At 72.9% G+C, this 20,257-nt stretch carries 17 protein-coding genes and 1 pseudogene; 4 read left to right on the plus strand and 14 right to left on the minus strand.

Annotation, left to right across the window (positions count from 1 at the left end; genetic code table 11):
- Positions 1-49: 49 nt before the first annotated feature.
- Positions 50-1,264 (plus strand): FAD-dependent monooxygenase, encoded by a 1,215-nt coding sequence (locus tag ACFYV5_RS08580; protein WP_389165933.1) that lies wholly within the window; start codon positions 50-52, stop codon positions 1,262-1,264.
- On the opposite strand, the gene ACFYV5_RS08585 is transcribed toward ACFYV5_RS08580, so the two are convergent.
- The gene (locus ACFYV5_RS08585; protein ID WP_389165936.1) at positions 1,218-2,291 is read right to left on the minus strand and encodes a helix-turn-helix transcriptional regulator; all 1,074 of its coding nucleotides are present in this window, start codon (positions 2,289-2,291) and stop codon (positions 1,218-1,220) included. The genes ACFYV5_RS08580 and ACFYV5_RS08585 overlap by 47 nt on opposite strands.
- A gap of 89 nt (positions 2,292-2,380) precedes the next feature.
- Here ACFYV5_RS08585 and ACFYV5_RS08590 point away from each other — a divergent pair, with 89 nt between their 5' ends.
- Entirely contained in the window at positions 2,381-2,788 is a 408-nt protein-coding gene (locus tag ACFYV5_RS08590) for a VOC family protein (protein ID WP_389165939.1), read from the plus strand.
- 76 nt (positions 2,789-2,864) lie between these two features.
- Here the strand turns inward: ACFYV5_RS08590 and ACFYV5_RS08595 are convergent, their stop codons facing one another.
- From ACFYV5_RS08595 to ACFYV5_RS08655, 13 genes are all read right to left on the minus strand, one after another.
- Positions 2,865-5,228: a non-ribosomal peptide synthetase gene (locus ACFYV5_RS08595; protein ID WP_355108028.1), complete on the minus strand. Its 2,364-nt coding sequence runs from the start codon at positions 5,226-5,228 to the stop codon at positions 2,865-2,867.
- 475 nt (positions 5,229-5,703) lie between these two features.
- Entirely contained in the window at positions 5,704-6,807 is a 1,104-nt protein-coding gene (locus ACFYV5_RS08600) for a 3-deoxy-7-phosphoheptulonate synthase (protein ID WP_389165943.1), read from the minus strand.
- 118 nt (positions 6,808-6,925) lie between these two features.
- Positions 6,926-7,951 (minus strand): ketoacyl-ACP synthase III family protein, encoded by a 1,026-nt coding sequence (locus ACFYV5_RS08605; RefSeq protein ID WP_355108032.1) that lies wholly within the window; start codon positions 7,949-7,951, stop codon positions 6,926-6,928.
- A 77-nt stretch (positions 7,952-8,028) separates the two neighbouring features.
- On the minus strand, positions 8,029-9,999 hold the full coding sequence (locus ACFYV5_RS08610) for an anthranilate synthase family protein (protein WP_389165946.1): 1,971 nt from the start codon (positions 9,997-9,999) through the stop codon (positions 8,029-8,031).
- On the minus strand, positions 9,996-10,658 hold the full coding sequence (locus tag ACFYV5_RS08615; protein ID WP_355108036.1) for an isochorismatase family protein: 663 nt from the start codon (positions 10,656-10,658) through the stop codon (positions 9,996-9,998). The genes ACFYV5_RS08610 and ACFYV5_RS08615 overlap by 4 nt, the downstream gene beginning before the upstream one ends.
- Before the next feature lie 39 nt (positions 10,659-10,697).
- Positions 10,698-11,468 (minus strand): 2,3-dihydro-2,3-dihydroxybenzoate dehydrogenase, encoded by a 771-nt coding sequence (locus ACFYV5_RS08620; protein WP_355108038.1) that lies wholly within the window; start codon positions 11,466-11,468, stop codon positions 10,698-10,700.
- Complete coding sequence (locus ACFYV5_RS08625) at positions 11,465-13,006, minus strand: amidohydrolase family protein (protein ID WP_355108040.1); 1,542 nt, start codon at positions 13,004-13,006, stop codon at positions 11,465-11,467. The genes ACFYV5_RS08620 and ACFYV5_RS08625 overlap by 4 nt, the downstream gene beginning before the upstream one ends.
- Positions 13,006-13,296 carry a phosphopantetheine-binding protein gene (locus tag ACFYV5_RS08630; protein WP_355108042.1) on the minus strand — a complete coding sequence of 97 codons (291 nt, stop codon included), beginning with the start codon at positions 13,294-13,296 and terminating at the stop codon, positions 13,006-13,008. The genes ACFYV5_RS08625 and ACFYV5_RS08630 overlap by 1 nt, the downstream gene beginning before the upstream one ends.
- Positions 13,297-13,302: 6 nt before the next feature.
- Positions 13,303-15,027, minus strand: coding sequence for a (2,3-dihydroxybenzoyl)adenylate synthase (locus tag ACFYV5_RS08635; RefSeq protein WP_389165951.1), 1,725 nt, complete (start codon positions 15,025-15,027; stop codon positions 13,303-13,305).
- Positions 15,027-16,097: a ketoacyl-ACP synthase III family protein gene (locus ACFYV5_RS08640; RefSeq protein WP_389165954.1), complete on the minus strand. Its 1,071-nt coding sequence runs from the start codon at positions 16,095-16,097 to the stop codon at positions 15,027-15,029. The genes ACFYV5_RS08635 and ACFYV5_RS08640 overlap by 1 nt, the downstream gene beginning before the upstream one ends.
- Positions 16,094-17,476, minus strand: a complete 1,383-nt coding sequence (locus ACFYV5_RS08645; protein ID WP_389165957.1) for a salicylate synthase — start codon at positions 17,474-17,476, stop codon at positions 16,094-16,096. Before ACFYV5_RS08645 ends, ACFYV5_RS08640 begins: the two co-directional genes overlap by 4 nt.
- Positions 17,477-17,649: 173 nt before the next feature.
- Positions 17,650-18,243: a Uma2 family endonuclease gene (locus ACFYV5_RS08650; RefSeq protein WP_389165959.1), complete on the minus strand. Its 594-nt coding sequence runs from the start codon at positions 18,241-18,243 to the stop codon at positions 17,650-17,652.
- 71 nt (positions 18,244-18,314) lie between these two features.
- Positions 18,315-18,929: an ATP-binding protein gene (locus ACFYV5_RS08655; protein ID WP_389165962.1), complete on the minus strand. Its 615-nt coding sequence runs from the start codon at positions 18,927-18,929 to the stop codon at positions 18,315-18,317.
- A gap of 175 nt (positions 18,930-19,104) precedes the next feature.
- On the opposite strand from ACFYV5_RS08655, the pseudogene ACFYV5_RS08660 reads away from it, so the two are divergent.
- A pseudogene (locus ACFYV5_RS08660) lies at positions 19,105-19,989 on the plus strand (helix-turn-helix domain-containing protein).
- On the plus strand, positions 19,986-20,189 hold the full coding sequence (locus ACFYV5_RS08665) for a DUF397 domain-containing protein (RefSeq protein WP_389165965.1): 204 nt from the start codon (positions 19,986-19,988) through the stop codon (positions 20,187-20,189). Before ACFYV5_RS08660 ends, ACFYV5_RS08665 begins: the two are co-directional and overlap by 4 nt.
- The last annotated feature ends 68 nt before the right edge of the window (positions 20,190-20,257 follow it).

Raw genomic sequence — 20,257 nt, forward strand, 5'->3', positions numbered from 1 at the left:
ACCTCGGGGCCGGCCGCCGCAGCGTAAGAGCGTAAGAGAGGAGCAGAGGATGACTCACATACTCGTCGCGGGCGGCGGCATCGGCGGCCTCGCCGCCGCTCTGGCCCAGGCCCGGGCCGGACACCGGGCGACGGTCCTGGAGGGCCGGCCCGAGTTCTCGGAGATCGGCGCCGGGATCCAGCTGGCGCCCAACGCCTTCCGCGCGCTCTCCGCCCTCGGGGTGCGCGACCGGGTGGCCGAGCGGGCCGACTTCATCGACGAACTGCGCTTCCTGGACGGCACGTCCGGGCAGCGGGTCGCCGCCCTGGAGCTGACCGGCACGTACCGGACCCGGTTCGGCGGCCCGTACGCCGTGGTCCACCGCGGCGATCTGCACCGGGCGCTGCTCGACGGCTGCCGCGCGGCCGGGGTGGAGCTGCTCGCCGGGCACCGGGTGACCGGCTACCGGCAGACCGCCGACCGGGTGACGGCGCTGACCGCGGGCGGGGAGCGGTTCTCCGCGGACGTGCTGCTCGGCGCCGACGGGCTGCGTTCGGCGGTACGGGCCCAGCTCGTCGGCGACGGCGGTCCGCGGATCTCCGGGCACACGATCTACCGGTCGGTGATCCCGATGGCGGAGGTGCCCGAGGAGCTGCGCTCCAAGACGGTCACCCTGTGGGCGGGACCGGGCTGGCACTTCGTGCACTATCCGATCGGCGGCGGCGCGTTCCTCAACCTCGCGGCCACCCGGGACGACGGCGCCCGTGAGGAGATCACCGGGGCGCCCACGAGCCGGACCCACGTCCTGGGCGAGTTCCCCGGGCTCTGCGCGCGGGCACGACGGCTGCTGGAACTCGGCCGGGACTGGAAGGTCTGGGTGCTCTGCGACCGCGATCCGGTGGACGGGTGGGTGGACGGCCGGGTGGCGCTCCTCGGGGACGCCGCGCATCCGATGCTCCAGTACGCCGCCCAGGGGGCCTGCATGGCCCTGGAGGACGCGGTGGTCCTGGGCGGGCTGCTCGGGGCCCGCGCCTCGGTGGACGTGCCGCGGTGGCTGGTGGAGTTCAACGCGCTGCGGCGGGACCGTACGGCGCGTACGACGCTGACGGCGCGCGAGCTGGGCGAGCGGCTCTACCACGCGGCCGGGGCGGACGTGCCGGTCCGTAACGCGATGCTGGCAAGCCTCTCCCCCGCCGGGCTGCGCGACGCCGTGGCGTGGCTGCACGGCTCCACGTCGTTCACCGAGTCCCGGGAGCCCGCTCTGGTGCTTGCCGAGGCGGCATGACGCGCGGCTCCTCCCCCGCACCGGACGACGACGACCGCCACCCCGTGTCGAGCGAGGGGTGGCGGTCGTCGCCGTGTGCGCGCACCCCGGCGTAACGGTCGCTGAGCTCCGCTCCTATCCGGGCCAACTCGGCCTGTACGAAGGTGGGTTCGAGGACCTCGACCAGGGCGCCCCAGCCGGCCAGGTTGCGGGCGAGGTCCAGCGGGGTCGGTGCGCCGAGCCGGACCCGGGCACGGCCGTCGGCGTTCTCCCCGTCGGGGTGGCAGTGGCGTCCGAACCGGTCGCGCAGGACGTCCAGGTACCGCGCCTCGACGAGCACGGTCGCCCAGGTGCGCGAGCGCTTGCGCTCCACGTCGCCGACGACCTCCTGCCAGGCCGTGGCGAGCGCGAAGTCGTCGGGGCGCTCGGCGGTTTCGCCGGTCTGCTCCGCGGCGGCGATCCGGTCGACGCGGAAGGTGCGCCGCCCCCGCTCGGTCCCGGCGATCAGGTACCAGGTGTCGTCCTTGTCGACCAGACCCCAGGGGTCGACGACCCGCTCGGTCCGCTCCCGGGCACCGTTGGTGTAGGTCAGGCGGACCCTGCGCCGGCGGACCACGGCGGCCTGCAGCCGGTCGACCAGCTCGGGCCGGTCGCGGTCGCGGTCGCCCCAGGGGGTGGGGTCGACCATGGTGGCGTCGGCGGCGGCCTCGGCATCGGCCCGGAAGGTCTGCGGCAGCGCCCGCAGCAGCTTGTTCAGTGCCGCCTTGGCGTCCCCCGAGGCCGCCGCGGCGGGGCCGACGAGCAGGAAGAGCGCCTGGGCCTCGTTGGCCGACAGACCGCTGAGATCGGTACGGGCCCCGCCGACGAGCGCCCAGCCCCCGCCGCGGCCGGGCTGCGGGTACACCGGGATGCCGGCGGCGGACATCGCCTCCAGATCGCGACGTGCCGTGGCGACGGACACGTCGAGTTCTTCGGCCAGCTCGGCAGCGGTCACCCGGCCCCGGCGCTGCATGAGCAGCAGGGCGGCGACAAGTCGGTCAGCGCGCATGTTTCCACCTTCTCTCGTAAAGTGCTCACTTGGTGAGCACTTTGGGTCGGAGGATGGTCTCGGTTACGGAACGAAGGAAGGAACCACCCATGCTGCGAGGACTTGCCACCGTCAACTTCTTTGCCGACGACGTGGAAGCAGCCAAGACGTGGTACGCGGAACTGCTCGGCGTCGAGCCGTACTTCGAGCGCCCGGGCGACGGCAAGCCCGCCGCCTACTACGAGTTCAGGATCGGTGACCACCAGACCGAACTGGGCCTCATCGACCGGCGCTACGCCCCGCCGGGCCTGCCCGACGTCCCCGGCGGCGCGATCGGACACTGGCACGTCGACGACGTGGAGGGCACCCTCGACCGGCTGCTCTCGATGGGCGCCACGCTGTACACGCCGCTGACCGAGTACGGTCCCGGCTTCGTCACCGCTTCCGTGACCGACCCCTTCGGCAACGTCCTGGGCATCATGTACAACGAGCACTATCTGGAGATGCTGGGCGCCTGAGGCGCCCCCTGATACGTCACGACGGTGGCCCCCACGCGGGTACGTGGGGGCCACCGTTTCGTACGACAGCGTTCGGTCAGACGGCCGTGGCGGCGGTACGCGCCACCAGCGCGGCCATCTTCTCCACCGTCGGCTCGTCGAAGAGGTCGACCAGCTCCAGCTCCACCCCGTGCTCCTCGCGGACCAGCTCGGTCAGCCGGGCCGCCCGCAGCGAGTCGCCGCCGAGGTCGAAGAAGTTGTCCAGGACGCCCACCCCGTCCAGCTCCAGGACCTTCGTCCACAGCCCGTGCAGCGACTCCTCGAGGGCGCCGGAGGGCGCCTGGTAGGCGGTGTCGACGTCCGGGCGGGAGCGCGGCGGCTCCGGCAGCGCGGCCCGGTCGATCTTGCCGTTGACGCTGGTGGGCAGCCCGCCGATGACGAAGGCCGCGGGGACCATGAAGGACGGCAGCCGCTGGGAGAGTCCGCGGCGGATGTCCCGTACGGAGGGGGCCGCGCCGGCGTCGGGCTCGATGTAGGCGGTCAGCTGCACATCGCCCTGGCCGTCCTGCCGGGCCAGGACCGCGGCCTGCTGGACGCCGGGCAGCGTGGTCAGGACGACCTCGATCTCGCCGAGGTGGACGCGGTTGCCGCGCACCTTGACCTGGTTGTCGGTGCGGCCGACGATCTCGATGCTGCCGTCCGGCCAGTACCGGGCGAGGTCTCCCGTGCGGTACATGATCGGGTGGCGTGCCGGGTCGATCGGGTTGGTGATCCACTTCTCGGCGGTGGCCTCGGGGCGGCCCAGGTAGCCGGCCGAGAGGCTGACGCCGGCGATGCAGAGTTCGCCGACCAGGCCCGGCGGCAGCGGGCGGAGGTCCTCGTCGAGGACGTAGATGGTGACGTTGGTGGTGGGCCGGCCGATGGGCGGGAGCCTGCGGGCGCGTCCCTCCTCGCCGAGCCGCTCGCCCATCTCGGTGATGTCGCAGCTCGCGACGACGGTCGCCTCGGCGGAGCCGTACAGGTTGATGAGGCGGAACGGCAGGCCGGCCGGCGGCCAGGACTGGATGCGCTCGCCGCAGACCCGGATGTTCTCCAACGGGGTGTCCTCGGGCCACTCAAGACGCCACAGGCGCTCGGCCATCGGCTTCATCAGGAGAGTGGTGGTGATGCCCTCGCGCAGGAACCACTCCTGGAGGCGGTACTCGGAGGCGACCACGGAGACGTCCGGGATGTGCACGGTGCCGCCGACGGCGAGCACCGGGAAGCACTCGACCTCGATCATTCCGTAGCCGGGGGCCGCCAGCCAGGTGCCCTGGGACGCGCTGGACATGCCGCACAGCTCGCTCATGCTGTGGATCAGGTTGCGGGCGGCGCCGAAGCGGACCATGACGGCCTTGGGGGCGCCGGTGGAGCCGGAGGTGTAGCAGATGTGGATGAGGTCGTCCGCGGCGACGGGCTCGCTGACCTCGGTGACCGGCTCGGTCCGCCAGTCGTCGGTGTCCAGCGCGAGGACCGGGGCGAGGCCCTCGACCTTCGACTCGTGGGCGGCCAGGGTCAGCACGGCGGCGGCCGAGGCGTCCTCGATCATGTAGCGGATCCGCTCCGCCGGGAAGTCGCTGTCCAGCAGGATCGCCGCACAGGCCAGCTTGAAGCAGGCCAGCTGGGCGATCAGGCTCTCCGCGCTGCGCGGGAAGCAGACGCCGACGCGGTCGCCGGGCTTCACCCCGCGGGCCGTCAGCCGGTGGGCGAGCTGGTTGGCCTGCTCGTCGAGCTCGCGGTACGTCAGCCGGGCGCCGGGCAGGATCACGGCCAGGGCGTCGGGGGTGCGCCGGGCGTGCTCGGCGACGCGCTCGTGGAAGAAGGGCTGCGGGACCGGACCGGCGGTGTCGTTCCACTCGACCAGGGTGCGGTGCGTCTCCTCGTCGGTGAGCAGCGCGATGTCGTGGACGGTGCCCTCGGGCGCGGCGGCCAGGGCGGCGAGCACCCGCTCCAGGTGGCGGGCGTACTGCTCGGCGGCCTGCGCGTCGAACTCGGCGCTGTCCAGGCTGAGTTCGAAGGTGCCGTCGGCCGGGGAGACGGCCAGGGTCAGCGCGGCGAGCGCCTCGCCGGCGGGGCGACCGACGGTGGTGACGGCGGCGTGCGCCGGACGGCCGGCGGGCACCTCGGCCGCGTCCGCGGTACCGGCCTGGGCCACGGCCTCCAGGAGCCGCGCGGCGGTGGTGTCGCCGGCCACCCGTATCGCGGCGGACTCGACGGAGTCGGGGTGGCGTCGCCGTCCGACGAGGAGTTCCGTCTCCCCGGTGTAGCGGTGCACGAGCGCGGCCAGCGCGGCCGTCGCGTACTCCTCGGGACGGGCCGCGGCGGGCGCGGGGACGGTGAGGGTGTGCCGGTGCGGCACGGCGGTCCGCGCACCGTCGAGCACGCGGGCCAGGGGCAGGGTCGAACTCGTGTTGACTGCCACGGTGTTGGTTCCTCTCGGGATGTTCACGACGTCGGATGACGGCGGAGTTGCGTCGCCTGCGCGGCGGCGCCCGCCGGAGGTGCGGGGGCCGGGGGGTGCCGGTCGGGACACCGCGCGCGGAGGGGGTGCGCGCGGTGGTGGGGGGTCCCGGCCGACGGGTCCCGGCGGAGGGGTGCCGGCGTGGGGGCCAGGGGTGGGAGACCCGGGGGCGGGGGTTGGTCGCCGGCCGAAGGCCGGCCGGGGATGGAAACCCGGGGTGAGGCTCCCGGGGGCGGGGCTGGGCTCCGGCCGAAGGCCGGCCGGGGCCCGAGGTGAGGCTCCCGGGGTGTGGGCCGGGACTCCGGCCGAAGCTCGGCCGGGTGGCCGGGTGGCCGGGTGGTGCCGGTGAGGGCGCCGGGTCCGGCCGTAGGGGGCCGGGGGGGTGCCCGGTACGGGGCGCCGGGGTCCGGCCGTAGGGGGCCGGGGCAGGGGTGGGTCAGGCCGCCTTGGGGTGGGCGGCGCGGCGGGAGGCTACCGCGAGGGCGAGCTCCTCGATCATGTGGGCGGTCTGCGCCCAGTCCACACAGGCGTCGGTGACGCTCTGCCCGTACGTGAGCAGGTCGGTACGGCCGATCGTGAGGTCCTGGCGGCCGGCCGCCAGGAAGCTCTCGATCATGACGCCGGCGACACCCTCCTCACCGGCCGCGATACGCCGGGCGATGTCGCCGGTGACCAGCGGCTGGCGCTCGTGGTCCTTGTTGCTGTTGCCGTGGCTGGCGTCGACGACGAGCCGCTGCGGGAGCCCGGCGGCGGCCAGCTGCGCCAGCACCTCGGCCACCGGCTCGGCCTCGTAGTTGGGGCCGGCGCTGCCGCCGCGCAGCACCACATGGCCGTCGGGGTTGCCCTCGGTGCTGACCACGACGGCCCTGCCGTCGTCGCCGATGCCCGGGTACACGTGCGGGTGGGAGGCCGAGACGATGGCGTCCACCGCGTCCTCGACGCTGCCGCCGGTGGCGTTCTTGAAGCCGATCGGCATGCCGAGGCCGCTGGTGACCTGGCGGTGGACCTGGCTCTGGACGGTGCGGGCCCCGATGCAGCCCCAGGAGACCGCGTCGGAGAGGTAGTGCGGCACCAGCGGGTCGAGGAACTCGCAGGCGACCGGCAGTCCGCTGCCCGCGATCTGGGCCATCAGCCCGCGCGCCAGGCGCAGTCCGCTGGGCAGGTCCTGCGAGCCGTCCAGGCGCGGGTCGCTGAGCAGGCCCTTCCAGCCGATCCGGGTGCGGGGCTTCTCGACGTACACACGCATGACGACGAGGAGCCGGTCCCGGTACTCGGCGCCGAGCGCGGAGAGCCGCTCGGCGTACGTGAGGGCGGCGTCCGGGTCGTGCACGGAGCACGGACCCGCGATGACGAGCAGGCGGTCGTCCTGGCCGGAGAGCACCCGGGCGATCTCCCGGCGGGCTCTCTGCGTGGTCTTGCGGGCGAGCGGCGGTAGCGGGATCTCCTCACGGAGCTCGGCGGGCGTGGGCAGCCGGGCGGCGACCGGGGCCGCGGCGAACGTGCCGGCGGGGGCGGTGGCGGAGGTGCGGACGAGGCTCATGTGCGGATGTCCCTTTCTGGGGTGGAGGTGGTGGGCGGCGGACGCGGCCCGAGGTCACGGGCGGAGGTCGCGCCGACCGTACGGCGGCGGTGCGGGCGGGTCGGTGGTGCGGGAACGGTCAGATCCCGTCGGCGGTGAGGACCGCGGCCGAGAAGGTGAAGCCCATGCCGGTGCCGATGACGAGGACGCGGTCCCCGGGGCTCAACAGGTCGTTCCTCAGCAGGTGGTCGAGGCCGTACAGCTGGTCGCAGGGCCCGAGGTGACCGATGGTCAGGCCGAGCTCGTGCAGCGAGTTGCGCGGGGCGATGTCCAGGTGCCGTACGAAGCTCTCGCGGTGCAGGGTCCGGCCGACGAAGGGGGTCACGAGCCAGTCGATGCCGTCCGGCGCCACATCCGCCTCCTCGAGGGCGCGGCCGACGACGCTGCGGGTGCGCTCGACCGACCTGGTCTGCACGTCGCGCAGCGACACCTCGCCGGTGGCGAGGAACTCCCGGGTCCTGCGGCGCATGTCCGGCTGCTCCGCGGAGGGCGCGGTGCGGAACGGCTCGGCGCCGCGGGACAGCCCCTCCAGGACGGTGTCGGTCTCGCTGACCAGGGACCGCAGGCGCAGCCGGCCGGTGTCGCGGGTGACCACCGCGGCCGCCGCGCCGTCGCCGAAGACCATGCCGGGCGAGGTGTACCAGCGGTTGCTCGGCGGCGCGAAGCGGTCCGCGAGGGTGATCAGGGCGGAGGGCACGTCGGGGCGGGCGATCAGGGTGGAGGCGGCGACGTCGAGCGAGGCGAGGGAGCCGTTGGACCAGGCCGCGACGGTCATCGGCATGCTGTTGAGGGTGGGGCCGAGCAGCTCGCGGGCGATCCAGCAGGCGGCCGGCCACATGTCGATGCCCTGGAAGTGACCGTGGCTGTGCAGGACGAGGGAGTCGGGGTCGACCCGCGCGCCCTTCTCGCCGGCCTCCTTGATCGCCTGCCGGCCCGCGGTGACCGCCATCTCCGGCGGCGCCTCGGCCGAGCGGGAGTAGCTGATCATGCCGGTGCTGGCGGCGGCGTCGGCCGAGTAGGAGCCGTCGGCCACCGCCTCGTCCACCGGCACGGATGCACCGAGGGTGCCTCCGGTGCCGGCGATCCAGATGTTGTCGAAGCGCATCGGACAGGTCCTTTCCTGGGTGCGGGCGGTGGGGACCGAGGCGATTCGGGCCCGGGCTTCTGTTACCGGTTACGACGTTATGCAGGTATCGCGGCGGGGACAACGGCCTCCCGATAAAGCTCCGTTACCTCTCCGAGCAGCCCGGAGACGATCTCGGCGAGCAGCTCGCCGCCACGCCGGGTCAGCACAGAGGCGGGGTGGAACTGCACCGAGGCGAACCCCGGACCGCGCAGGGCGTGCACCTCGCCGGTCTCCTCGCGGAACACCCGGACCTGCCCGGGACGGGCGGCCGGGCAGTCGATCAGGTCGCGATCGGCGTGCGCGGCGAAGGTGTTGTAGAAGCCGACGGGTTCGGTGCGGCCGAAGCACTCGATGTCCCGCTGGAGCCCCTGGGTGGGCAGCGGGTGCCGTACGAGCGGGAGGCCGAGCAGGGTGCTCAGCACCTGGTGGCCCAGGCAGACGGAGAGGAACGGGATACCCCGGTCGAGGAGTTCGGCGGTCACCTGCCGCATCCGCGCGATCTTGGGGTCGGCCGTGTCCCTAGGGTCGCCGGGCCCCGGCCCGACGATGACGAGATCGTGCGCGTCGAGCGCGAACTCCTCGTCGAAACGCTTCACCACGATCCGCAGCCCCTGGGCCTCAAGGAGATGGCGGGCCATCGCCGTGAAGGTGTCCTCGGCGTCGATCACGAGGACCCGCCGGCCGGCGAGGCCGGGCACCGGGCGGCTGCGCTCGGCGGGCGGCCGGAACCAGAAGTCGGCCAGCGGCTCGTTGCGGGCGGCCAGGGCCCGCAGCACATCCGGGTGGGACGCGAGTGCGGCCGCAGCCCCGGCCCGTCCGGCCGGGGCGCCCACCGGTGTGCGCAGCGCCTCGATGAGCCCGGCCGCCTTGGCCCGGGTCTCCGCGGCCTCGCCCGCCGGGTCGGAGTCGCGAACGAGGGTGGCACCGACCGGGATACGGACCCGCCCGGCCGCGTCGATCTCCGCCGTACGGATGAGGATGGCCGAGTCCATGCTGCGGGCGCCGTTCTCGTCCCGGCCGATGAGCGCGGCCACCCCCGCGTAGTAGCCGCGGCCCTCGGGCTCGTGACGGCCGATCACCTCGCAGGCGCTCTCCAGCGGGCCGCCGGTGACGGTCGGCGCGAACAGGGTCTCGCGCAGGATGTCCCGTACGTCCAGGGAGCTCCGGCCCTCGATGAGGTACTCGGTGTGGGCGAGCCGGGCCATCTGCTTGAGGGCGGGGCCGGTGACCCGGCCGCCCAGGTCGCAGACCCTGCCCATCATCTTGAGCTCCTCGTCGAGCACCATGTAGAGCTCGTTGGCCTCCTTGGGGTCGGCAAGGAAGTCGAGCAGTCCTGTCAGCTCGGGGCCGTCCGCCGGGTAGCGGTAGGTGCCGCTGATCGGGTTCATCACGACCTGGCCGGCGTCCAGGCTGATGTGGCGCTCCGGGGAGGCGCCGACGAAGGTACGGCCCCCGGTGTGGACGACGAAGGTCCAGTAGCCGCCCGGGTCACGGCCCGCGAGCCGGCGGAAGAACGAGAGCGCGGTCCGCGCCGACCAGTCGTCGATCCGCGCGGTGAAGGAGCGCTTGATGACGAAGTTGGCCCCCGCGCCCCTCCCGATCTCCTCGGTGAGCACCCGGCGCACCCGGGCCGCGTACTCCTCGTCGTCGGCGTCGAAGGACCCCTCGTCCATGGCGATCGGCAGGTCGGGCAGCGCGTCGAGCACCTCGTCGAGCGGCAGCACCGCCTGGTCCTCGACGTCCATCGTCAGGAGCGGCGCCCCGTCGTCGGGGCAGGAGAAACCGCGTTCGCGGATCTGCCGGTACGGCAGCAGCGCGAGGACCTCGTGCCGGGCGCCGCCGCCCGCCGGGGCGGGCGGCAGCGGGATGTCGGCGATCAGCTCCCGCTCGGCGGTCCGGCCGACGATCAGGTCGATCCGGTCGGGCCCGGTGGCGCCGGGCCGGTGCAGCAGGGCGAACGGCGGCGGATCGGCGCCGAGGACGCGGTCGAGCAGCGGGTGGGGGCTCGACGTCGGCCGGGGGCTCATCGCCGGCCTCCGTCCATCGCCGCAAGGACCGCACGGGTGGAGACGGTGACCGAGCAGCGGGAGGAGACGTACGCGAGCGTCTCGCGGTGCCGGTCGGCGGAGAAGTCCGCGACGGCGTCGCCCACCACGAAGGTCTGGATGTCGTGGGAGAAGCCCTCGTGGGCGGTCATCAGGATGCCGACGTGCGCGTACACCCCGCAGATCACCAGCTGGTCGCGGCCGGTCTCGCGCAGCAGGGCGAGCAGGTCGGTACGGCAGAAGGCGCTGGGGCGCCACTTGGTGAACACCCGGTCGCCGGGGGCCGGTGCGATCCGCTCCGGGATGGCGCGGTGGTCCGGGTCGGCGCTCATCCCGGCGCCCCAGAAGTCCTTCAGCAGTCCGCGCTGTTCGTCCGTCATGCCGCCGGGCTGGGCGGTGTAGACGACGGGCGCCCCCACCTCCGCGAAGGCCCCGCGCAGCGCCTCGGTGTGGTCCATCAGATCGGTCAGCGGCTGGCGGCCCTCGTCCGGGCCGCCGTGCCCGAAGGGGCTCAGGAAGTAGTTCTGCAGATCGTGGACGAGCAGCACCGCGCGGTCGGGGTCGACCGTCCAGGGCGCGGTGTTGCGCGGCAGCTCGTCCTCGGCCGGCATGGGATAGGAGTCGATCAGAGGAATGGCCATCGTGGCTCCAGATATGTGTACGCGTAAGGGGAATCGGGATCAGACGCCGAGGGCGGCGCCGCCGTCCACGGTCAGGCCGTGCAGCGTGATGTGCGCGGCCCGGTCGGAGAGCAGGAAGAGCACCGCGTGCGCGATGTCCTCGGGCTGGGCGAGCTTGCCGAGCGGGATGCCGAGGCGGTACGTGGCGGGGGAACCCTCGACGGAGGGTCGGGCCGCGTCGCCGTCGGCGTACATCGAGGTGAGCATCGGCGTCTCGGTGGAGCCGGGCGCGACCACGTTGCAGCGGATGCCGTACCGGGCCAGTTCGAGCCCCAGCGTCTTGGTGAAGCTGGTGGCGGCGGCCTTCGAGGCCGCGTAGGCCCCCATGTTCCAGCGCGGGATGGCCGCCGCGTTCGAGGCGACCGTGACGATCGCCCCGGACCGGCGCGGCACCATCCGGTTGGCGACCGCCCGGCTGACGTGGAAGACGCCGGTGGCGTTGACGGCGAAGGTGGTGTCCCAGTCCTCGTCGCTGTAGCCCGCCACCTCGCCGGTACGGAGCACGCCGGCGGCGTTCACCAGATGGTCGAGGGGGCCCAGTTCCCTCTCCGTACGGTCGACGGCGGCGTCCACCTCGACGCTGGAGCGCACGTCCACGCCCAGCGGCAGGACCGACGCGCCCGCCGTCCGCAGCTCCTTCGTCAGGGGCTCCAGGGCGAGCGGATCGGCGTCGAGCAGCGCGACGCGCACGCCCTCCGCGGCCAGGGCCCGGGCGACCGCCGCGCCGATTCCGCCCGCCGCCCCGGTGACCAGGGCCGTCTTGGTGTTCATCGCCGTTCCTTCCGGTCGGTGGGGAGGACCAGGCCGGCCTTGGCCAGCCTGCGGACCGCGAGCGTCTCGGTGCGCTGCCGCAGCCGGGCGGCGACCGCGTCGGCGTCCACCCCGAGGCAGCGGACGGTGAAGGAGCTCAGGGCCTCCAGGTAGTCGGCCTCCAGGACCTCCTCGTCCAGGCCGGTGGACCGGCCGTCCTCGATCAGGACCCGGCCGGCGACGACCACGGTGTCGATGTCCATCGAGCCGCCGAGGGCGAGGAAGCCCTCCAGCGGGCGGGGGTTGAGCAGATAGCGCCAGTCGTCGGCCTTCACCAGGAGCAGGTCGGCCTGCTTGCCCGGTTCGAGGCTGCCGATCCGGTCACCCTGGTCGAGCCCGCGGGCGGGCAGCCGGGTGGCCATCGCCAGCGCGTCGGTGGGCAGCACCTCGGTGGGGTCGGCGTACATCTCGTTGTAGATCTGCCAGGCCACCCGCATCGACTCGGCCATGCCGCCGATGGGCATGGCGGCGCCGTCGGTGGACAGCGAGACGTCGAGTCCGGCCCGGCGGAACTCCGGGAAGAGCCGGGTCTCGGTGAGGGACGCCTCCCCCGCGGGCCCGTACTTGGCCGGCGAGTGGCTGATGTGCGCGCCCGCGCCGATCAGCAGCGCCCGCTCGCCCGCGTCGGCGAAGGCGCAGTGCACCGCCATGAACCGGTCGGAGAGCAGACCGAGGTCGGCGAACCGGCGCACCGGGGTGGACCCGTGGTAGGCGAGCATCACCTCGGCCTCGTTGCGCAGCGCGCCGACGTGCGCGGCGAACGGCACGTCGAAGCGGGCGACCAGCTCGGCGAAGCCGGCACCGAGTTCGTCGGTCATGTTGGTGCCGTAGACGGCGGTCGGCCAGGCCCGGACGAGCCCCTCGGGGTCGGCCTCGCAGTCGATGAGGAGCTTCTCGATGCGCTGGAGCTCGCCGTCGGCGTCGCGGGTGCGGCGGAACCGGGTGTCCCCGGGGGCGCAGACCGCGTCCGAGGCCCAGGTGCTCACCGTGACGCGCATCCCGAGGTCGCGGGCGGCGCGGGCGAGCGCCTCCGGCTTGTTGAGGGAGCCGACGTCGCCCAGGGCCGTCACGCCGGAGCGCAGCTGTGTCCACATCGAGTACCGGGCGATGGCGAGCGCCTCGTCGGGCGTCAGCCGGTCGACCTGGCCGTGGAAGGAGTCGAAGATGACGGAGATCTGCGGGACGTCGCCGCCCAGCGCCATGAACACCGGTTTGTCGTCCCGGTCGGAGGCGTCGCGCAGCGCGCCCTTGAAGGGGAAGCGCATCGCGAACATCTCGTGCCAGTGCGGGTTGACGAAGCCGGGCAGGATCATCCGGCCGCGGGCGTCGATGGTCCGTAGTTCGGCGCGCTGTTCGGGCCGGACGAAGGCCTCGACCTCGGCGACCGTGCCGACCGCGATCACCACGCCGTCCTCGGCGAGGACGGCGCCGTCGGGGACGACGCGGTCGCCGTCGTCCGCCGGGTAGAGGCAGCCGCCCTTGACCAGCAGGGCGCTCATCACGCCACCTCCGTGGTCCGGGCGTTCCAGGCGGCGGTGAGGTGGCGGTACCAGTCGTCGAGGGTGGGGGCGGCGGCGAGTTCGGCGAACTCGGCGGGCAGGCCCTGCCTGCGCCAGCGGGTGACCAGGCGCATCATCTCCAGGGAGCCGAGCCCGAGGTGGACCAGGTGGGCGTCACCGGGGACGTCGTCGGGCTGTGCACCGAGGACGGCGGCCACCTCCTGGCGGAGTTCGGCGGCGGAGAGCGGTGAGGTGCGCGGTGCGGTACGTGCGGCACGTATGCCGGCCATGGCGGTTCACCTTTTCTGTGAGGTCGAGAGGGACGGGACGGGCAGAACCGCGGGCGCGTCGACAGCCTCGGCCGCGGCCTCGGGCTGAGGGGCCGGGGTCCAGTGGCGCGGCAGGGAGGGGTCCGCGGCGGCCGCCGCGAGCACCTTCTTGTCGATCTTCCCGAGGGGCGTCAGCGGCAGGTCCGGTACGAACTCGGCGCGGTCCGGCAGCTTGTAGTCGGCGAGCCCGCGCGCGTGCAGCGCCGCCTTGAGGTCGGCGAGGGTCGGCGCCTCGGCGTCCGGGCGGCCGACCAGGAAGGCGTAGATCCGCTCGCCGAGGAACTCGTCCGGCACCGGCACGACGGCCGCCGCGGCGATCCCCGGGCAGCTGACGAGATGGGCCTCCACCTCGCCCGCCGCGATCTTGTCGCCGCCGCGGATGACGACGTCCTTGAGCCGCCCCTGGACGATCAGGCGACCCTCCTCGGTGAGGCTGGCGAGGTCGCCGGTGCGGTAGAAGCCGTCGCTCGTGAACGCCCTGGCGTTGTGCTCGGGGGCCCGGTAGTAGCCGCGCAGGGTGTACGGGCCCCGGGTGAGCAGTTCTCCGGTGACCCCGGCCGGCACCTCCTCCCCGCGCTCGTCGACGATCTTCAGCTCGTCGGCCGGCGACACGGGCCGCCCCTGGGTGTGCAGGACGGAGTCCGGGTCGTCGTCGGCGCGGGACATCGTCAGGAGCCCCTCCGCCATGCCGAACACCTGCTGGAGCCGGCAGCCGAGTTCGGGGGTCACGCGCGCGGCGAGCTCCGGTTCGAGCCGGGCTCCGCCGATCTGGAGGACCTTGAGGCTGGAGAGGTCCGCGTCGGACCACTCGCACTCGTCCAGCCAGAGCCTGGCCACGGTGGGGACGACCGAGGTGAGGGTGACGCGTTCCCGCTCGATCAGCGTGAAGCAGTCGTCGGCGGTGGGGTCCGGGGCGAGGACGACGGTGCCGCCGGAGGCAAGCGTGCCGACCACTCCGGGGCAGCCCCAGGTGAAGTTGAACTCCACCGGCAGCGCGGCCAGATAGACGTCGTCGGGGGTCAGTCCGGCGAGGGCGGCGATCGTACGGGTCTGGTAGGCGTAGTCGTCGTGGGTGCGCGGGATCAGCTTGGGCAGGGCGGTCGTCCCCCCGGAGAGCAGGAAGAAGGCCACGTCGGAGGGGTCGTTGGCGGGCAGCTCGAGCGGATCGGCGTCCACCGAGTCCAGCGGGACCACCGCCGGTGAGCCGCTCACGCTCTCGCCCTGGGCGAAGATCCGGCGAAGGGCGGGCAGTTCGGCCGCCATCTCCAGGGCCAGCGCGGTGTGGTCGAAGCCGCGGAATACGCCGGGGACGACGTAACCGGTGGCTCCCGACAGCTCGCACAGGTGCCGGATCTCGTTCGAGCGGTGCGAGGTGAGCGAGAACACCGGCTTGGCACCGGCCCGGAAGAGCGCGAAGGCCACCTCGACGAACTCGGGCACGTTGGGCAGCTGGAGCACGATCCGGTCCCCCGGCGCCACCCCCTGCCGTACGAATCCGGCGGCCCGGCGGTCCACCCGGTCGGCGAGTTCGGTGTAGCTGATCCGGATCTCGCCGGCGACGAGCGCTGTGGCGCTGCCGTACGTCTCGGCCCAGGCGCGTGGCAGCGACCCGAGGTCGGTGCCGTTCCACAGCCCCTCCCGGCGGTAGCGCTCGGCCGTCGCGGCCGGCCAGGGGGTGCATCCTTCGAGCATCACTGGTCTTCCTCCTGTCGTACGGTGCCGGGCAGATAGGGCGCGGTGATCTCGACGACCGCGCAGGCGACCTCCATGCCGGGGCCCGCCGCGAGCAGCAGCACGCGGTCCCCGGGGGCGACCTCGCCCCGCGTCCACAGGCGTTCGAGACCGATGAACGGGTCGGCGGCGCCGACGTGCCCGATGTGCCGGGTGAAGTCCCAGGTGCCGTGGACGGCTTCGACGTCCAGCGGATCGAGGTAGATGGTGTGCAGGGCGCCGTCGGCGTACCCGGTGTGGCAGATCCGCGCGACCTCCTCCAGGTCGGTGTCCGCCTCCTCCAGGGCGCGGTCGACGGCTTCGGCGACCACGTCGCCGAGGTGGACCTTCGGCGGCGCCGCGCCCTCGGCCCAGCGCCGGCGCCAGTGGTCGCTGCGCTCCTCGAAGTTGAGCGAGCGGCCGACGGTGATGCCGGGCGGGAAGAGCTCCTCACCGCCGCGGTGCAGTTCCTCCATCGACGGGGCGGAGACCGCGCCGACCGAGAGCAGCCGGGCGAAGCCGTCCCGCCGGGAGAGCACGGCGGCCGCGCCGCCGTCGGCGAGCAGGAACAGCCGGGAGGAGTTCCAGCGGTCGACCAGGGGTGCGGAGAAGTTGTCGGCCGCGGTGAGCAGGACGGCGTCCTTGCCGTCGTCGGCGGTCAGCCGGTGCGCGGCCATCTCCAGGGCCGTCAGCATGCCGAGGCAGCCGGGGCCGACCTGGGCCGCGCCGATCGGCCGGTCCAGGGTGCGGCGCAGGACGTAGTGCGGGGCGGACCAGCCGTCGGGCCCCTGGTGGTAGGTGGCGCAGTGCAGCAGCGCGCCGTAGTCCTCGGGGGTGAGCCCGGTGCGGCCGGCCCGGCGCAGGGCGGTCCGGGCGGCCCGTACGGCCATCTCGGGGGCCGGGAGCTCCCCGGCCACCCGGACGGCGAGCATCCCGGACGCCGTGCGGTGGGCCTCGTCGTACCAGCCGTTGGCCACCGCGTCGGCGGTCGTCACCTCGTCGGGCAGCCAGCTGCCGACTCCGGCGAGGTAGAGCTCGGCGGCGACCTTCATCGCGTACCGCCCGCTCCCGCGGCCGCGCCGGCACCGGCCACGGCACCCGCACCGGCCGGGACGAGGAACCGGGCGACGCTGTCGAGCTTCTCGCAGGTCTCCTCGAACTCCCGCTCCGGCGTGGAGTGGCCGACGATGCCGGCGCCGGCCCGCAGCCAGGTGCGGCCGTCCTTGCGGTAGGCGCTGCGCAGCACCAGGGCCGCGTCCATCGCGCCGGTGTGGTCGACGGTGAGGACCGCGCCGCTGTAGAGGCCGCGGGTCTCGGGCTCGTGCCGGCGTATGGAGTCGTACGCGGCCGCCTTCGGCACTCCGGAGGCGGTGACGGCGGGGAAGACCGCGCCGAAGGCGTCCCAGGCCTCCCGGCCGGGGGCGAGCCTGCCGGCGACCCGGGAGGCGAGGTGCTGGACGCTGCCGCGCTCCTTGATGGCCATGAACTCCGGGACCTCGACCGAGCCCTCGACGCAGACGTCGACCAGTTCGTCGGTGCCGACCTTGACGGAGATGGCGTGCTCGTAGACCTCCTTGGGGGAGCCGAACAGGTCGGCGCGCAGGCCCTCGTCGGTGAGCAGGTCGCCGGTGAGGGCGCGGGTGCCGGCGAGCGGCTGGCTGACGACGTGGCCGTCCTCGGAGACCTGGACGACGATCTCCGGGCTGAAGCCGATGGCCTCGGTGCCGCCCAGGTTGAGCATGAAGGAGCGGGCCGGGTTGTTGCCGCGGCGGCCGGCCACGTAGGTACCGGTCAGGTCGACGTCGTCGTCGACCTCGACGACGCGCGACAGGATCACCTTGTGCAGCTGTCCGGAGTTGATCTCGTCGACGGCGAGTCGCACGGCCTCGCGGTACTGGGCGCCGCCGGTGGCGTGCACGTCCAGCGGGCGGGGCTGTCCGTCGAGGGCCGGGCCGGGGTTGGCGACGGTGGTGAGGAGCGCGTCGAGGGTGGCCTGGTCGGCGGCGCGCAGCAGGGCGTGACCGGCCTCGAAGCGGACCTCGGCGCGCGGCACGACGAGGTGCATCAGCCGGCCGTCGCCGATGTCGTCCAGGGCGCCGTCCTTGGCGTAGGACAGCTCGAAGGTGGCCCAGCCGTAGGCCCGCCAGTACGGCACGGTGACGGTGCCGAGCAGCTCGGACACCAGGCGCAGGGGCTTGTCGCTCCAGGGGCGGAAGGCGTCCGGGACGTCCTCCTGGGTCAGCCGGGCGCCGGTGCGGTCGAGCGTCAGCTCGGCGCGGACGCCGCCCGCGTAGGCCCAGTTGCCGCCGTTCTCGTAGACGACATAGGACTCGTGGAGACCCGAGTCGGCGAGGCGGGCCGCGACCAGCAGCGGGTCCTCGGTGAGCTGGAGCTGGGTCTCGAAGTAGTGGCGCGAGGCGATGGGGCTCATCTGAAGGTTCCTCCTCCGTAGCTGTTACCTCCAAAAACGATACGGAGGTAACAGCCGCCGCCCCAGGGCTCCTTGATTAGCCCTTCTGATCGGAGTGCGAACACGACGAAGGGCCGCACGGCTGCTGCCGTACGGCCCTTCGCGGTGGCGCCGGGAGGGTTACTTCAGCGACCTCAACGGCCCGGCTGCGCGCCGTAGAGAGGGAAGCCGGTGGTGGTGAGCTCGCCCCCGAGCTCCTCGGGGAGCGGAACGTCCTCGCCGTACTTTCCGTGGACGACTGCCTTGTACTCGCCCTCTCCGGGACGAGTGAACAGAGACCATGTCCCCGTGCGCGGATCGATCTGCAGGAGTCGAGCGACACGTGCGGCCGCGTACCAGGTGGTCTTCTCGTTGATCCCTTTCAGCCGCTCATTCGGTGAGATCACTTCCACCGCCAGCTCTACCGCGTCCGCGTCCAGCAACCAGCCGTCCTCGCCCTTGAACGCGCGTGGCCCGATGGTCAGGTCCGGGATCGAGTAGTCGTCCGGATCCCCCGGCATGGGGACGGACACGTTCTCGTACGCCTCGTGGGTGGCGGCAAGGCCGGGACGGATGGTGTCGCGCAGGTCGATGACGATCCCGGCGTGCTTGCCGCTTGGGCTCGGGGACATCACGAGCTTTCCTCCGATGATCTCTACACGCATCCCGGTGGCCTGCTCGATCTTCTCGGCGGCTTCGCGCAGGTGTCCGCGGCGGACGGGAATGGGGCGGGGGGCCGGGCCGGCCAAGGTGTCTCCTCCTTGCCTGCGTGGAGCGAGTGTGGGGCCAGGACCTGATCGTGACGGATCCGCGTTTCACTTTACGGCAGGGCCCGTACGGCCAACGGCTCCGCCGCCGCCACCCTCAGCAGCGGCCCCTCGTCCAGCCCCAGCACGACCGCCAGCCCACCCGTCGGGTAACGCTCCGTCGCCACGCTGCGGACCGTGCGCCAGTCGCCCCACACGCGTACGGATTGGCCCGCCCGGACAGTAACCGCAGCCACCTCGGTCGTTCGCGGCGGGGGCGCCAGCTCCGGAGCCTTCAGCTCCGCCCACACGGTCTTCCCGATTCCGGCGGCGCGCGGGCTGACGCCCCACCTGTGCGTAAGCGCGTCCACGAGGACGAGCCCGCGCCCTTGGGTGTCGTCCTCCCCGGGCTCCTGAATCTCGGGGCACCCCTCCCCCGCGTCGCTCACCTCCAGGCTGAGGAGTCCGTCCGCCGTGGAGTGCGCGATCCGGATGCCCACCTGCCGGTCACTGGGCACGCGCACGCGCAGCGCGTTCGTGACCAGCTCCGAGAGAACGAGCTCTGCGGTTTCCACGACGTCCAGGCCCGCGCCCCAGTCTCCGAGCACGGCGTGCAGCACCGCCCTCGCCCTGGGCGCGCTGCGCGGGCGGCGGGACAGACGAAAGGCGACTTCGTTGAGTGTGGTCATGGTGCAACCCCCTGAGGGTCGACGGTCCACCGGCGTCGAGTAGCCGGTGCCATGGCCAAGAGCATGGACGGGCATCACGCGAATCTGCAACGTTGCAGATTGAGTTTGCCTCAACTTTCGCCCTTTCGAGTTAATCCAGCTCCCTGACGCTCCTCTCTCTGCTAGACGTGTTGCCATGCTTACGAAGAGCGTCACTCCTAACCCGTCCACGGTCCTCGGCCGCCAACTCGGCGATGAGCTACGCCGTTTGCGGGAGGCATCCGGACTCACCACGACGCAGGCGGCGGAGGCGCTCGACTGCACCAAGGGCAAGATCAGCCGCATCGAGAATGGCCGGGTCGCTGTGCGACTGCCCGACCTCACCGCGATGTTGCACGCCTACGACGTGTCGGACGATGAGGTGCGGGGGCGCTTGAGCGCACTGGCGCGGAAAGCCAACCGCCGCCGCAGGGAGGGCTGATGGAACCAGTACGGCTCTGTACTGGCGGACACCTATCGCGACTACATCGCCCTCGAAGCCATGGCTGGTTCCATCCGCACGTTTCAGGCGCAGCTCATCCCCGGGCTGCTCCAGACTCCGGATTACATCCGGGCCGTGACCGTCGCTTCCCGACAGTGGCAGACAGGCGACGAGATCGAGAAGTTCGTCCAGGTGCGCCTCGCCAGGCAGGAACGACTCACGGGTGACTCCCCGCTGCGTCTCTGGGCCGTCATCTCCGAGGGCGTCCTCCTCCAGGAGGTCGGTGGAGGGCAGGTCATGCGGGAACAGCTGGAGTACCTCCTGACCACCTCCGAGCTGCCCAACGTGACCGTCCAGGTGCTGCCGTTCTCCCGTGGCGCCCATGCGAGTATGTTCGGGCCGTACGTAGTACTGGGATTCCGCGAGGAGGGGGCGCTCGACGTGGTGCTGGCGGACAACCCGACCGGCTCCATGTGGCTGGAGAGGGAAGACGAGGTCTCCCGCTACCAGGACCTGTTCGATGCCGCGCGCACATCCGCTCTTTCGCCCGTGGAATCCCGTGCTGTCATCCAGCGCAGGGCCAAGGAGCACAGACCATGATCAGCGGACGCCACGCAACGCCGGACCTGACGGGCGCGAGGTGGCGCACCAGCACGTACAGCGGCGGGAACAACGAGTGCGTCGAGGTCGCCCCCAACCTCCCCCACCTCGTCCCCGTCCGCGACAGCAAGCGCCCCGCCGGCCCCGCACTCGCCTTCACCCCCCGCGCCTGGCGGGCCTTCCTCTCCCAGCTCGGCTGACCCCCAATCCGGCTGGAGCGAGAGCGCCTTCGTACGGGGCCAGTTGAGCCGTTCCGACCCCGAAACGT

This window comes from Streptomyces sp. NPDC003035, assembly GCF_042888285.1.
Taxonomy (GTDB): Bacteria; Actinomycetota; Actinomycetes; order Streptomycetales; family Streptomycetaceae; genus Streptomyces.

Bases quoted from the DNA above. Each gene is read 5' to 3' on its own strand.
- ACFYV5_RS08590 (WP_389165939.1), top strand. From the start codon at position 2,381: ATGCTGCGAGGACTTGCCACCGTCAACTTCTTTGCCGACGACGTGGAA.
- ACFYV5_RS08620 (WP_355108038.1), bottom strand. From the start codon at position 11,468: ATGAACACCAAGACGGCCCTGGTCACCGGGGCGGCGGGCGGAATCGGC.
- ACFYV5_RS08585 (WP_389165936.1), bottom strand. From the start codon at position 2,291: ATGCGCGCTGACCGACTTGTCGCCGCCCTGCTGCTCATGCAGCGCCGG.
- ACFYV5_RS08665 (WP_389165965.1), top strand. From the start codon at position 19,986: ATGATCAGCGGACGCCACGCAACGCCGGACCTGACGGGCGCGAGGTGG.
- ACFYV5_RS08580 (WP_389165933.1), top strand. From the start codon at position 50: ATGACTCACATACTCGTCGCGGGCGGCGGCATCGGCGGCCTCGCCGCC.
- ACFYV5_RS08655 (WP_389165962.1), bottom strand. From the start codon at position 18,929: ATGACCACACTCAACGAAGTCGCCTTTCGTCTGTCCCGCCGCCCGCGC.
- ACFYV5_RS08600 (WP_389165943.1), bottom strand. From the start codon at position 6,807: ATGAGCCTCGTCCGCACCTCCGCCACCGCCCCCGCCGGCACGTTCGCC.
- ACFYV5_RS08625 (WP_355108040.1), bottom strand. From the start codon at position 13,006: ATGAGCGCCCTGCTGGTCAAGGGCGGCTGCCTCTACCCGGCGGACGAC.
- ACFYV5_RS08640 (WP_389165954.1), bottom strand. From the start codon at position 16,097: ATGAAGGTCGCCGCCGAGCTCTACCTCGCCGGAGTCGGCAGCTGGCTG.
- ACFYV5_RS08610 (WP_389165946.1), bottom strand. From the start codon at position 9,999: ATGAGCCCCCGGCCGACGTCGAGCCCCCACCCGCTGCTCGACCGCGTC.
- ACFYV5_RS08605 (WP_355108032.1), bottom strand. From the start codon at position 7,951: ATGCGCTTCGACAACATCTGGATCGCCGGCACCGGAGGCACCCTCGGT.
- ACFYV5_RS08645 (WP_389165957.1), bottom strand. From the start codon at position 17,476: ATGAGCCCCATCGCCTCGCGCCACTACTTCGAGACCCAGCTCCAGCTC.
- ACFYV5_RS08630 (WP_355108042.1), bottom strand. From the start codon at position 13,296: ATGGCCGGCATACGTGCCGCACGTACCGCACCGCGCACCTCACCGCTC.
- ACFYV5_RS08635 (WP_389165951.1), bottom strand. From the start codon at position 15,027: ATGCTCGAAGGATGCACCCCCTGGCCGGCCGCGACGGCCGAGCGCTAC.
- ACFYV5_RS08615 (WP_355108036.1), bottom strand. From the start codon at position 10,658: ATGGCCATTCCTCTGATCGACTCCTATCCCATGCCGGCCGAGGACGAG.